The organism is Rothia nasisuis, assembly GCF_928381405.1.
GTDB classification, from domain to species: domain Bacteria; phylum Actinomycetota; class Actinomycetes; order Actinomycetales; family Micrococcaceae; genus Rothia; species Rothia nasisuis.
In genome coordinates, this window is the sequence record NZ_CAKMSB010000008.1 from 31,876 (window position 1) to 45,105 (window position 13,230).

13 protein-coding genes are annotated in these 13,230 nt (G+C 58.4%); 3 read left to right on the plus strand and 10 right to left on the minus strand.

The genetic code is table 11. From position 1 onward, the window contains the following. The first annotated feature begins 106 nt into the window (after positions 1-106). The 3 genes from coaA (at position 107) to mscL (ending at position 2,400) form a co-directional block, all read left to right on the plus strand. Positions 107-1,063: a type I pantothenate kinase gene (gene coaA, locus L6966_RS07780; protein WP_237224786.1), complete on the plus strand. Its 957-nt coding sequence runs from the start codon at positions 107-109 to the stop codon at positions 1,061-1,063. Between the two features lies 1 nt (position 1,064). Beyond that, the gene (locus tag L6966_RS07785) at positions 1,065-1,877 is read left to right on the plus strand and encodes a M15 family metallopeptidase (protein ID WP_237233167.1); all 813 of its coding nucleotides are present in this window, start codon (positions 1,065-1,067) and stop codon (positions 1,875-1,877) included. A 145-nt stretch (positions 1,878-2,022) separates the two neighbouring features. Further along, the gene (gene mscL / locus L6966_RS07790) at positions 2,023-2,400 is read left to right on the plus strand and encodes a large conductance mechanosensitive channel protein MscL (protein WP_237224788.1); all 378 of its coding nucleotides are present in this window, start codon (positions 2,023-2,025) and stop codon (positions 2,398-2,400) included. A gap of 87 nt (positions 2,401-2,487) precedes the next feature. On the opposite strand, the gene L6966_RS07795 is transcribed toward mscL, so the two are convergent. The 10 genes from L6966_RS07795 to rpsK all read right to left on the minus strand — a co-directional run bounded on the left by L6966_RS07795 (position 2,488) and on the right by rpsK (position 13,226). After that, the gene (locus tag L6966_RS07795; protein ID WP_237233186.1) at positions 2,488-3,639 is read right to left on the minus strand and encodes a mannitol-1-phosphate 5-dehydrogenase; all 1,152 of its coding nucleotides are present in this window, start codon (positions 3,637-3,639) and stop codon (positions 2,488-2,490) included. Next, the gene (locus L6966_RS07800; protein WP_237233168.1) at positions 3,639-5,624 is read right to left on the minus strand and encodes a PTS mannitol transporter subunit IICBA; all 1,986 of its coding nucleotides are present in this window, start codon (positions 5,622-5,624) and stop codon (positions 3,639-3,641) included. The genes L6966_RS07795 and L6966_RS07800 overlap by 1 nt, the downstream gene beginning before the upstream one ends. Positions 5,625-5,864: 240 nt before the next feature. Further along, entirely contained in the window at positions 5,865-7,220 is a 1,356-nt protein-coding gene (glmM, locus tag L6966_RS07805) for a phosphoglucosamine mutase (protein ID WP_237224790.1), read from the minus strand. Positions 7,221-7,245: 25 nt separating this feature from the next. Continuing rightward, positions 7,246-8,322, minus strand: coding sequence for a polyphosphate kinase 2 (ppk2, locus tag L6966_RS07810; RefSeq protein ID WP_083090744.1), 1,077 nt, complete (start codon positions 8,320-8,322; stop codon positions 7,246-7,248). A gap of 228 nt (positions 8,323-8,550) precedes the next feature. Further along, complete coding sequence (rpsI, locus tag L6966_RS07815; protein ID WP_083090743.1) at positions 8,551-9,039, minus strand: 30S ribosomal protein S9; 489 nt, start codon at positions 9,037-9,039, stop codon at positions 8,551-8,553. 35 nt (positions 9,040-9,074) lie between these two features. Continuing rightward, complete coding sequence (gene rplM, locus L6966_RS07820) at positions 9,075-9,518, minus strand: 50S ribosomal protein L13 (RefSeq protein WP_237224792.1); 444 nt, start codon at positions 9,516-9,518, stop codon at positions 9,075-9,077. Between the two features lie 292 nt (positions 9,519-9,810). Beyond that, entirely contained in the window at positions 9,811-10,743 is a 933-nt protein-coding gene (gene truA / locus L6966_RS07825) for a tRNA pseudouridine(38-40) synthase TruA (protein ID WP_237233169.1), read from the minus strand. A gap of 117 nt (positions 10,744-10,860) precedes the next feature. Further along, a complete protein-coding gene (gene rplQ / locus L6966_RS07830) occupies positions 10,861-11,580 on the minus strand; it encodes a 50S ribosomal protein L17, sunset domain variant (RefSeq protein WP_237233170.1) in 720 nt (239 codons plus the stop codon). Positions 11,581-11,679: 99 nt separating this feature from the next. Further along, on the minus strand, positions 11,680-12,675 hold the full coding sequence (locus L6966_RS07835; RefSeq protein ID WP_237224795.1) for a DNA-directed RNA polymerase subunit alpha: 996 nt from the start codon (positions 12,673-12,675) through the stop codon (positions 11,680-11,682). Positions 12,676-12,821: 146 nt separating this feature from the next. Further along, on the minus strand, positions 12,822-13,226 hold the full coding sequence (rpsK, locus tag L6966_RS07840) for a 30S ribosomal protein S11 (protein ID WP_083090739.1): 405 nt from the start codon (positions 13,224-13,226) through the stop codon (positions 12,822-12,824). Between the last annotated feature and the right edge of the window lie 4 nt (positions 13,227-13,230).

Below are 13,230 nucleotides of genomic sequence, written 5' to 3' on the forward strand. Positions count from 1 at the left end.
GTGTCAGTAGGTGATTTGCAGTGTGCACCACAGTGTCGCGAGCTACCCTTGGGGGAATGATGCGTCATATTAGGTAGGATTCAGGGGCGCCCGTAAACTAAATGCAATGACTGTCTCACCCCTTTCAGCTAAGTACTCCCCCTTCAGGGAGCTCGACCGCGACACCTGGGCGCGGCTGGCAAACGAGATTTCTGTGCCCCTTACCGAGGACGAGCTGGTGCAGTTGCGTGGGTTGGGTGAACGGATTGACATGGACGAGGTCGCCCAGGTCTATCTGCCCATTTCGCGGCTGCTTAACCTCTATGTCAATGCTGCCGCCAGCACCAACCATATGACCAACGATTTTTTGGGTATTCGCGGTCAGAAGGTGCCTTTTATTATCGGTGTGGCTGGCTCGGTCGCCGTAGGTAAGTCAACAACGGCTCGAGTACTCCAGGAATTGCTACGCCGCTGGCCCTCAACCCCAGACGTCCAACTGGTGACCACCGACGGGTTCCTCTACCCCAACGCTGAGTTAGAGCGCCGCGGCCTCATGGGGCGCAAGGGCTTCCCCGAATCCTACGACCGCCGGGCGCTGCTACGCTTTGTCTCAGAGGTTAAGTCGGGCGCCCCCCTGGTAACGGCACCCAAGTATTCCCACCTCTACTATGACATTGTGCCCAACGCGCAGATTAAGGTTACCCGCCCTGACGTGCTAATCATTGAGGGCCTGAATGTGCTTGCCCCCGCTAAGCTGGGCCACGATGACTCCTCCGCGATGAGCCTGGCGGATTATTTTGACTTCTCTATTTACGTTGATGCCTCAACCCGCGACATTGAAAACTGGTATGTACAGCGTTTTCTGAAGCTACAGCGTTCAGCATTCACCAACCCCGACTCCTACTTCAAGCGCTACGCAGACCTCTCTGAAGAGGCTGCGGTTGAGCTGGCCCTGAGTATTTGGCGCTCTATCAATGAGCCTAACCTACGCGAAAATGTGCGCCCCACACGTGGCCGAGCCCGGCTCATCCTCAAGAAGTCCCATGACCACAAGATCCGCAAGGTTTTGCTACGAAAGAACTAGCATGTCAACTTCACCTCGTACAGTTCTGATTTTTGCCGCTCTGGTTACCCTCGGCATCTCCGCCTGCTCCTCGGTCGAGCAGGGCACTAGCACCCCCTCCCCCACACATGAGCAGGGAGGTAGTACGGTACCTGCCTCAGCTACTGGCACTAGTAGCGGATCCCCGGCTGCCAGCACATCGCCCTCCTTGACCTCCTTGAGTGCTTCGCCTGCAGCCAGCGGGGAACCCCGCCGCCCAGCTGACACAACAACCGCCAGTTCGCTCACTGTGCTGGTCAACAAACAGCACCCGCTCACTCCCCTGACTTACGCACCAACGGACTTGGTTCCCTTTGGGCCAATCATGCTTCGGGCTGAGGCCGCTACCGCAGCTGACGCTATGTTTGCAGATGCGGCAGCCGCCGGGGTACCTATGACGGCGATGAGCGGTTACCGCTCCTATGAAACTCAGCAGGCCACCTATAGCAATTGGGTTGCTCAGCAAGGGCAGGACTACGCTGATACCGCGTCGGCCCGCCCTGGCTACTCCGAACACCAGACCGGGCTGGCACTAGACATCGGCGATGGCAGCGGCTGTGACCTACAGCCCTGCTTCAAAGATACCTCCGCAGCAAATTGGGTGGTTGAGAACGGCTACAAGTACGGGTTTGTGGTGCGCTACCCCTGGTGGCAGCACGAGACCACTGGCTACTGGTACGAGCCCTGGCATCTACGCTATGTCGGGGTTGAAGAGGCCCAAGCCCTTAAAGATTCGGGGTTCGAAACCCTTGAAGACTTCTGGGGTGCAGGGGCCGCGCCAACCTACAGTCAGTAGCGGGCAGACCGCTGCCGAGAGTACCCCCACCGACCCCAAGCCCTCTAAATAAACCAATCAGCTGTGAGTAACTCCACTGGTTTACCGGTAGATTTTCGGTGTCCATCGGTGTTCTTCGTGGGCAGAAGCCGCTATTCTGGAACACATGCTTAGTGGATTTAAAGATTTCATCACCCGCGGTAACGTCATCGACCTCGCAGTAGGTCTCATCATTGGTACCGCCTTCACCGCCGTTGTCAGCGCACTCGTTGACTCTATTCTGATGCCTGCTATCTCCATGCTGGTTGGCTCACCGTCCTTCGACGACTTCTTCGTTTTCGGTCAGATTAAGGTCGGCGTCTTCCTGACCGCAGTTGTTAACTTCCTTTTGGTTGCAGCAGCTCTCTACTTCTGCATCGTTATGCCCATTAACAAGCTCAACGAGCGCCGCGCTGCCAAGCTGGCACTCGAAGACGAAGTTGAAGAAGAAGATCCCCAGGTCGCTCTTCTCAAGGAAATTCGCGACGCTCTGACCGTCAAGTAAATAAACATTCGATTACACACTAAACAAAAACCCCCGGTAGGTTGAACCTACCGGGGGTTTCTTCTAGGCACTCTGCGTCAGAGCCATCTAGGTGGTGCGGGCCTCAATCTGGGCTAGCGCACCCGCGAAAAGCGGGTGTTCAGCGGTGAGGCCGGTGATAGCCTCGGTGACCTCAGCGGCACTCTTCTCACCCCGACGCACCGCAGCCAGGATTGCCTGGAGCTCCACTGACTCGGGGTCCTCCGCTACATCGAACTCCAGTAGGGCACCGATGGTCGCCAGCAGGGCCTCGGTGGGGCGGCCCAGCTCGGCCAACTCAGCGGCAGGCCCGATAAAGCGCTCGTGACGAGATACCTTACGGAGTGGCGAACGGCCCACACGTTCAGTGGTGTCAGGCAAATCCGGGTTAGCAAAGCGCGCCAGAATCTTTTCAATATAGGCCTGCTGCACTTCAGGCTCAAAACCGAACCTACGAACAATCAGGTCTTTGGTTTCAGCCAAAGTTGCCTCTACCTTAGCCCGAATCTCGGGGTTATCCAGAGCCTCTGAGAGCTTGGAGATACCGGCCTGCTGGCCAAAGTAGGCGGCGGTGGCGTGACCGGTGTTAACGGTGAAGAGCTTACGGGTGATGTAGGGGGCGAGGTCCTCAACAAAGGTTGCCCCAGGAATCTCGGGAACAGCACCGCCAAAGGGGCCGGTTTCGACGGCCCATTCGTAGTAGTTCTCTACGGTCACGTCAAGGCCCGTGTCGGGAGCCTGATTAGGCACGATGCGGTCGACGGCGGTGTTGGCAAAGATAGCTACAGCATCGGCCTCAGGGTAGTGCTTGCGCACTTCTTCTGCCAGGATGTCAGTGGCGTTGATGGCGTTTTCACAGGCCATCACCGCAACCTTAGCGGAAGACCCCCGATCTGCTCGCAGTTTCAGGCCCTCAGCAATGTTAACGGCGACGAACTTGAGCACGGTGGGCCCTACAGCGGTGGTTACCACATCAGCGGTAGCAATCTCTTCAGCCAGTTCCCGAGGGTTCTCGGCGGAGTTGATTCCCCGAAAGTTCGTGATGGTCAGGTCTCTTGGGGCCTGTCCTACCTCGTGAACGGTGTAGGCCTCCTGCTCATTGAGGGCATCAATGAGGGGGGCAGCTACATCCGAAAAAACCAGCTCGTAGCCAGCTTCGTTGAGGATGACCCCCACAAAACCGCGGCCAATATTGCCGGCACCAAAGTGTACTGCCTTCATCATGACTGTTCCTTCCCGAAGATGTCGAGAATCTCCTGCTCGGTTGTAGCTGCTTCAAGCTCAGCGACCTTCTGCTTGTTAGAGAAAATCTTGGCGACCTTCTGCAGTAGCTCTAGGTGGGTGCCGCCAGCACCGGCGATACCGATGACGAAGGTGACCGGCTTGCCATTCCACTCAACAGGCTCACTGAGACGAACCAGCGACATGGTGGAGCTGTGAATAGCGTCCTTAGCCTCATTGGTACCGTGAGGAATAGCCAGACCATTACCCATGTAGGTCGAAACGGAGGCTTCACGTTCGTGCATAGCAGCCACATAGGACTCATCGACCTTACCGGTAGCAACCAGTAGAGCACCTGCCTGGTCAATGGCATCTGCCCGGTCAGCTACGCGAGCGCCCAGCCTAATGGTAGAAGCAGTCAGTACCTGCTCCTCAGTGACTACTGCGGTGGCGGCAGGTACGGGAGCCGGTGTTTGAGTTGTTGCGGGAGCGGCCTCAGCCGCGGAGCTGGAGGCCTGCTGCTCACGGATCATCTCAACAATCTCGTCGTAGCGCGGTGAGCTCATGAAGTTGTCGACCGCTACGTGAACCGCGCTGGGAGTGGGGGTGGCTGCCCGGTCAGCCAAATCCTGGTGGGAGACCAGCAGATCGTACTCATCCTTGAGGTTGCTGATGGCAGAATTCACCACGGTCACGCGGTCGCCGAATCCGGCGTCCTTAATCTTGTTGCGTAGCACCGAAGCGCCCATAGCGGAGGAACCCATACCGGCATCGCAGGCGAAGACGATGGAACGGATCTCCTGGTTCTTGTGACCGGTAGCGAAGGCATCGGCAACGGAGGACTTCTTGCCCTTCATCTCCTGCATCTTGGCAGCGGCTGACTCCAGGTCATCCTCCCCCTTCTTTGAGAACCTCAGGATCGGGGCTGCCACCACGAAGGACACCAGGGTAGCTGCAAGAACACCGGCATAAATCTTCAGGTGGTCACCGGGTGCCGCAACCGCCGAGATAGCCAGGATAGAGCCGGGGGCAGCCGCGCTGGTAAGACCTACATTCAGACTCAGGAAGGTAAAGGTACCGGCCATACCGCCTGCGATAGCAGCAAGGACGAGCTGAGGCTTCATGAGCACGTAGGGGAAGTAGATTTCGTGGATACCACCGACAAAGTGAATCAGAGCCGCACCGGGTGCCGTTGCCTTAGCGGAGCCACGGCCGAAGAAGCAGTAAGCCAGTAGAATACCCAGACCGGGGCCAGGGTTTGCCTCAAGCAGGAAGAGGATGGACTTGCCCTGCTCCAGCGCCTGGGCGGTACCCAGAGGGGTAATGATGCCGTGGTTGATGGCGTTGTTCAAGAAGAGAACCTTGGCAGGTTCGATCAGTAGGGCGGTCAGCGGTAGGAATCCGGTAGAAACCAGCCAGTTAACGGCGGCCTCGGCGGCGCCTGAGAAGGCGCGCATCACGGGAGTCAGGAGGAACATTGACCCCAGGGCAGCGACAACAGCGAAGATACCGGCTGAGAAGTTGTTGACCAGCATTTCAAAACCGGGCTTGATTTTACCGTCCCACAGGCCATCTAACTTCTTCATGCACCAGGCTGCCAGTGGGCCCATGACCATAGCGCCCAGGAACATGGGAGAGCCGCTCAGTTCACCAATGAACAGGGGGTCGCTCGTGCCCATGATGACGCCCATGGTCGCGGTAGCGCCGACCACGCCACCTCGGTGATCGTAGACGATTTTACCGCCGGTATAGGCGATAAGGATGGGGAGCAGGTAGGTGACCATAGGGCCTACCATGGTCGCAACGAGAGCACTGAAATCGGTGAGGGCAGGGATGTACTTGGGTACAAGGCCATCGGGGATAAAGAGCGCGGTGATAATACCCCACGCAATGAGGGCACCGATATTCGGCATAATCATGCTCGAAAGGAAGGTGCCAAATTTCTGCACGCGCACGCGCAGAGAAGGTGACTGTGTCTCTGCCATAGAGTCCTTCTTAGAATTGTGTTTGAGAGTGTAAAGACTACAAGCCCCGCCCACCTGCCAGCGCTGGTAGGGGTAAGAGCTGAGTGTTCTCAGTCTACCCACCCGGTGTGCTGGCTCCTACAGAAAACTTTGCCCAATATCTCACACCTGTTAGACATGTTTGGGCACCTGGTCAAGACAGACAACAACGGGCCTTCCCCCTGCTGGGGAAGGCCCGTTGCGATGGTGTGCCGGTCTACATCACATAGCCAGTTCTCGCGCCACAACATCTGCTAAATGCTGGGCGGTCAGGTCGGCTACCTCCTGGCTTTGCGCCTCGACCATAACCCGCACCAGAGGTTCAGTGCCCGAGGGTCGCAGCAACACACGCCCGGTCTCCCCCAGCTGGGCCTCAGCCTCCTCAACTGCTGCCTGCAAGGGCTGGCAGGTAGCCACGCCCGCGCGGTCAACGCCCTTAACGTTAATAAGCTTCTGCGGGGTGGCCTGCATACGATTGGCCAGCTCTGACAGAGGTAGCCCCGTGCGGGCGACCTCAGCTGCCAGGTGCAACCCGGTCAGCACACCGTCACCGGTAGTCGCGTGGTCAGACATAATCACGTGACCCGACTGCTCCCCGCCCAGGTTAAAACCGTTCTTGTTCATGGACTCCAGCACATAGCGATCGCCCACCGATGTGCGCTCTAGCCTGATACCGTGCTCTTTGAGGAAAATCTCCAGGCCCAGGGAACTCATGACGGTGGCCACCAGCGTGTCGTCCTTCAGCGCGCCGGCCTCCTTCATCGACAGAGCCAGAATCGACATGATCTGGTCACCGTCTACCAGGTTGCCCTGCTCGTCAACAGCCATGCACCGGTCAGCGTCGCCGTCATGGGCAATGCCCAAGTCGGCACTGTAGCGCACCACAGCCTCCTGGAGCTTCTCGGGGTGGGTTGACCCCACACCGTCGTTGATGTTCACACCATCTGGCTCCGCACCAATCACAAACACCTTGGCGCCCAGAGCATGGAAGGCATCGGGTGATACCCCCGAGGCCGCGCCGTTAGCACAGTCCAGCACAACCTTCAGGCCGCTAAGGCGGCGGTGGTTCGGCATGGTCGAGATAAGGTGCGTCACGTAACGGTCTTCGCCATCAGTGAGGGGGCGGACGCGGCCTACCTCACCGTGGGTGGGGAACCGGAAGATCTTAGAGTGGTAAAGTTCCTCTATCGCGTCTTCTAGAGCGTCATCAAGCTTTTTCCCCCCACGGGCCAAGAACTTGATGCCGTTATCTTCAGCCGCGTTGTGCGAGGCCGATATCATCACACCAAAATCTGCTTCAGTGCTGGCTACCAGGTAGGCAGCTGCGGGGGTGGGCACCATGCCCGCATCGAGCACGTCAACCCCCGATGCAGCGAAGCCGGCGGTCATGGCAGCACCAATAAACTCACCTGAAATACGCGAGTCGTGGGCGATAACAGCCTTAGGACGAACACCTTCATGTACCGTATTGAACCCAAGGACGATGGAGGCGGCCTGCGCAAGCTCCATAGCAAGAGCAGGGGTAATCACTTCGTTAGCGAGGCCGCGAACACCGTCGGTTCCGAATAATCTAGTCATTACAGATTATTCTACGCGTAAGGTTCTATTTTTCTTCGCGTAGTACGGGGAAACCCTCAGGGTTTTCGGGCACATCGTCCTCAAGCACGTCCGAGCCCTTGCCCACAATCAGAGGGTCAGTTGCGCCCACCAAGGCACGCTCTTTATCAGGGTAGTCGAACTGAGCTAACACATGGCGCATGGCTTCCAGCCGGGCCCGTTTCTTGTCGTTGGATTTCACCACGGTCCAGGGGGCGTCCCCCGTATCGGTATAGAAGAACATGGCCTCCTTAGCTGCTGTGTAGTCGTCCCACTTATCAAGCGAGGCCAGGTCGGTGGGCGAGAGCTTCCACTGGCGCACAGGATCGGTTCGGCGGGAGTTAAACCGAGCCAGCTGCTCAGCACGCGTGACCGAGAACCAGAATTTAATGAGCTTGACCCCGGAGTTAACCAGCATTCGCTCTAGCTCAGGGACCTCGCGCATGAACTCGTAGTACTGCTGGGAGGTGCAGTACCCCATCACGCGTTCAACACCGGCACGGTTGTACCAGGAACGGTCCATGAGCACAATCTCACCGCCCGAGGGCAGGTGCTGGATGTAACGCTGAAAGTACCACTGGGTCTGCTCGATGTCGGTGGGCTTCTCCAGCGCCACCACGCGGGCGCCGCGGGGGTTCAGGTGCTCCATAAAGCGCTTGATCGCACCGCCCTTACCAGCTGCGTCACGACCCTCAAAAATGATAAGAACCTTTTGCCCGGTTTCTTTAATCCAGAGTTGAAGCTTCAGTAGCTCAATTTGCAGGGCCCGCTTTTCTTTCTCGTACTCCTTACGTGAAAGCTTCTTGTCGTAGGGGTAGCCGGCCTTCCAAGCATCTGACTTCTCGGTGTCCCCCGAGATTTTCTTGGTCAGTGATGAAATCTCATCGAGCTCAGCTGAGTAATCTTCAACCACAGAAACACGGCGGGTTGCTTTAGCCAGTGCCGCTTTCACGGCCTCTCTCTTGGGGTCGGAGGTAGTCTCCTGTTCAGCATCGGTGACGGTAACCTCTTCAGGGTTGGGCCCGGCGTCCTTGTCGGTGGCCCGGGTGGCTCGGGTGGCGCGAGTCGTGCTTGAAGATGCCATGGGCACCCTTTCTCTCGTAGGATTTTCCACCCCTCATTCTAAACCGTTGTAGTGACACCAACCACTGTTACACAGGTTTTTACCCTAACCGGACCTTGCCTCACCGGCGGCTGCGAGACCGGGGCAGGCGTCCTTGCACACAAGAGCTTAAACGGGCAGGTGCCCCACTCTCTGGTGGGAGTGGGGCACCTGCACATTTTCAATGGATACACAGCCGCTGGGCAAAGCCTAACGCTTTGAGAACTGTGAGGCCTTGCGGGCCTTCTTCAGGCCGGCCTTCTTGCGCTCAATCACGCGAGCGTCGCGGGTCAGGAAGCCTGCCTTCTTGAGGGCGGGGCGGTTGTTCTCGGCGTCGATTTCGTTCAGCGCACGAGCAACGCCAAGACGCAGAGCGCCAGCCTGACCGGAGGGGCCGCCACCCGAGATACGTGCGAAGACGTCGTAGGCGCCCTCGAGTTCAAGTAGCTTGAAGGGGTCGTTGACTTCCTGCTGGTGTAGCTTGTTGGGGAAGTAGTTATCGAGCTGGCGACCGTTAACGGTCCACTTGCCAGTACCGGGCACCAGGCGGACGCGGGCAACGGCCTCCTTGCGACGGCCAACAGCCTGACCGCCAACGGTCAGTGCGGGGCGGGCAGCCTTCTCAGCAACGGGTGCTGAGGACTCGGAAGTGTAGCTGGTGAGCTCTTCTTCAGTGGTGTACTCTTCGTTCTGAGCCACGATGTCTCCTTTAATAGTTCTTTCGTAGGCCCGAATTACTGGGCAACCTGGGTGAATTCGTAGGTCTTGGGCTGCTGGGCAGCGTGAGGGTGCTCGCTCCCTGCGTAGACCTTAAGGTTCTTGAGCTGCTGGGCAGCCAGCTTGTTCTTGGGGAGCATGCCCTTAACGGCCTTTTCTACAGCGCGAACGGGGTTAGTTTCCAACAGTTCGGCGTAGTTAACTGACTTGAGGCCACCGGGGTAACCGGAGTGGCGGTAGGCCCGCTTCTGTTCTAGCTTTGCACCGGTCAGTGCAACCTTTTCGGCGTTGATGATGATGACGGAGTCACCCATATCAACGTGAGGTGCGAAGGTGGGCTTGTGCTTGCCGCGCAGCAGGATTGCGGTCTGGCTTGCGAGACGGCCAAGAACAACATCAGAGGCATCAATGACGTGCCACTGGCGGTTGTTGTCGCCTGACTTCGGAGTGTAAGTGCGCAAAATTTCGCCTTTTCTCGTTTTCTGGTAGCGCTAGTTGGGTGTCGCGCTGGTTGACATAGGTGCGTTGCGCAGGGTTTGGGTGAGGGCCAAACGCAGCTGCGGTACCAGGCCCTCAGACCTCATGTTCCCCGTTGATGTCCTGCAACTAGACCGAAGAACAGGGTACGAAATGAGGGCGGTTGACGCACAACGTATGAAACTATACCTAAATACATCGCTTTAAGCCAGATGTTTGACCTTTAAACTTATAGGTTTTGACCGACCTCACGTTTAAAGCACAGGGATGTAATTTTTAGAGGCTCCGCAGGTTGCGGGCTTTCTCGCTCTGTGTTTTGTAGGCGGACGCAGGTGGGTAGGCAATAGCCGCTAGGGCCAGGCCGCGCGGGGCAGCCAGGCGCACCTGGGAGTCACGCACCGGTGAGGTAATACGTGAGATGAGCCAGGCTTCGTCTTTTTTACCCTCCCCCACCATAACCAGTGAGGCGATAAGTGTGCGCACCATGTTGTGGCAGAAGGCATCAGCGCGGATTTTTGCCTCAACTACACCGTCAGCGCGGCGGGTGAAGGTGAGCTCTCGTAGCTCTCGGATTGTAGTGGACCCTTCGCGGGGCTTGCAGAAAGAAAGAAAGTCGTGCAGCCCCAGCAGGTTGCTGGCGGCGGCATTCATGAGGCCGAGGTCCAGCGACCCGTTGATTTGCCAGGCCTGTAGGCGGGTCAGGGGGTTAGCCCCCCGCTCTGCTACCCGGTCTTCGAGCAGGTAACGGTAGGAGCGTTCCAGGGCAGAGAAGCGGGCATCGAAGCTCCTCGGTACCTGCTCAACCGTGCTGACCGTAATGGCCTGCTGCAGGTAGCCTTGCAGGCGGGAGGGTACACCCAGCTGAGCTTCAGCATCAGCCAGGGCCCGGCTGAGCGCGCCACGCAGTTTGCGGCGCAGAGCTACAGCCGGTGCTTCCTGGCTACGCCCCGGCAGCTGCTCCCAGCTACCCTGAGTCACGTCAAAGTGTGCTACCTGGTGCAGGGCGTGCACACCAGCATCGGTACGACCAGCCACCGTGGTGAAGATGGGGTGGCGGAATACGTAGGCCAGGGCCTCTTCGAGGACGCCCTGTACCGTTACCAGACCGGGTTGCTTGGCCCAGCCTGCGAATGGGCCGCCGTCGTAGGCGAAGTCAATGCGCACACGCACGCGCGGCTCATAGAGCTTTTGCTCGTTATCAGCGGTCACGGTACTCCTCACTCTCCGTGGCGGATGCACTCAACTTTACCCTGCGCCCACACAGAACGGCGGCCCTCCCCTGCATCAGGGAAGGGCCGCCGCCTAGCTATTTCTGAGACCGAGTGGTTAGTCTTCTGAAATGGTCTGTGCTGCTGCGCCGCCGGCAGGTGCGTAACCTGCTGCCTCAGCTGATTCCTTGGTGTCGAACCAGATTTCAGCCTGGGTGTTTGCGTACCAGCGTGAGCCGGGCACATGGTACTTCATGGAGTCGGCGTTACCTTTGATCTCGAAACCCTTGGGAGCTTCGCCGTCCTCGGTTGCTGCATGTGCGCCTGCGGGCAGGTCTGAGCTTGAAGCTGCTGCTGCGGGTGCTGCTGCCTTGGTCTCTTCTGCAGCGGGTGCTGCTTCTTTTTCGGCTGCTGCTTCTTCTTTGGCTGCTGCTTTCTCAGTCACTGATGTAGCTTCTGACACAGCGGCGGCGGTTGCAACGGGTTCCATGACCAGTTCAATCACTGCCATGGGGGCGTTGTCGCCCTTGCGGTTGCCGATCTTGGTGATGCGGGTGTAGCCACCGGGGCGCTCGGCCATTGCTGGTGCAATGACCGTGAAGAGCTCGTGGACTACTGACTTGTTGCCGATGGAGCGCAGGACGCGGCGGCGAGCGTTGAGGTCACCCTTCTTAGCGAAGGTGATGAGGCGCTCGGCGACGGGGCGCATACGCTTTGCCTTGGTAACAGTGGTGGTGATGCGCTTGTGCTCGAAGAGCTGCTGAGACAGGTTGTTCAGCATGATGCGCTCGTGGGTCGGTGATCCGCCGAGGCGGGGACCCTTAGTGGGAGTAGGCATAATTTTTTCTCCTGGTAAGCCGTTCCTCACTGCCTCACGGCAGGGGAACCAAAGATATTTGACGGGTGTAACGCTGTCTGAGCGTTGACTGCCGGTGTCTTAGTAGTCGCTACCGTAGGTTTCGTCGTCCTGCAGGCGGGCTGAGAGGTCCATTCCGGCGGGTGAATCCTTGAGGGATAGGCCCAGCTCGGTGAGCTTTGCCTTGACTTCGTCGATGGACTTGGCACCGAAGTTACGGATGTCCATGAGGTCTGCTTCGCTGCGGGTCACGAGTTCACCCACGGTGTGGATGCCTTCGCGCTTGAGGCAGTTGTAGGAGCGGACGGTCATGTCTAGGTCTTCGATGGGCAGAGCAAGGTCTGCGGCCATTGACTCGTCAGCGGGTGACGGGCCAACTTCGATGCCTTCAGCGGCGGTGTTGAGTTCGCGGGCCAGGCCGAAGAGCTCAACGAGGGTATTGCCTGCTGATGCGACTGCGTCGCGGGGAGCAATTGCTTCCTTGGTTTCGACGTCCAGGGTGAGGGAGTCGAAGTCGGTGCGCTGCTCAACGCGGGTTGCGCTCACGCGGAAGGTGACCTTGAGAACGGGTGAGTAGATGGAGTCAACCGGGATGCGGCCGATTTCTGCGTCACCTGACTTGTTCTGCGCTGCCGAAACGTAGCCGCGGCCGCGTTCGATGGTCAGTTCTGCGTTGAAGTTTGCGCGGTCGTTGAGGGTTGCGATGTGAAGATCCGGGTTGTGGATTTCTACGCCTGCGGGCACCTCGATGTCGCCTGCGGTGAGTTCGCCTTCGCCCTGCTTACGCAGGTAGGCGATGACGGGCTCGTCGTTCTCTGAAGAGATGGAGAGCTTCTTGATGTTCAAGATGATCTCGGTGACGTCCTCGGCCACACCTTCTACAGTGCTGAATTCGTGCAGCACACCGTCGATGCGGATGCTGGTTACAGCGGCACCGGGGATGGATGAGAGAAGGGTGCGGCGCAGGGAGTTGCCCAGGGTGTAGCCGAAGCCGGGTTCGAGGGGCTCGATGGTGAAGCGTGAACGGTTTTCCGATACGTGTTCTTCACGCAGGATGGGGCGCTGTGCAATGAGCACTATGTTTCCTTTCGGTGAGCATCCGCTATATGAGCTCACAGGTTGGGAAAAACGAGTGAGGAAGCAGACGAAGCAGTCTGTTCATTGACCTGCAACCGGTGGGTTGCGGGTCGCCCGATGTTCGGGACGCGTCTAGCCGGTGGGGCTTAGACGTGGCGGCGCTTCGGAGGACGGCAACCGTTGTGGGCAACGGGGGTGACGTCCTGGATGGAGCCAACTTCGAGGCCGGTGGCCTGGAGTGAGCGGATAGCGGTTTCGCGGCCGGGGCCGGGGCCCTTGACGAAAACGTCTACCTTGCGGACACCGTGTTCCTGAGCGCGCTTTGCAGCGGTCTCAGCGGCCATCTGAGCTGCGTAGGGGGTTGATTTACGTGAACCCTTGAAGCCCATTTCGCCGGCGGATGACCAGGAAATAACAGCACCAGAGGGATCAGTGATTGAAACGATGGTGTTGTTGAAGGTTGACTTGATGTGTGCCTGACCGGCAACAATGTTCTTGGAAACCTTGCGGCGGCCGGTACGCTTGGCCGCTGCGCGAGTCTTGGGAGGCATTTTT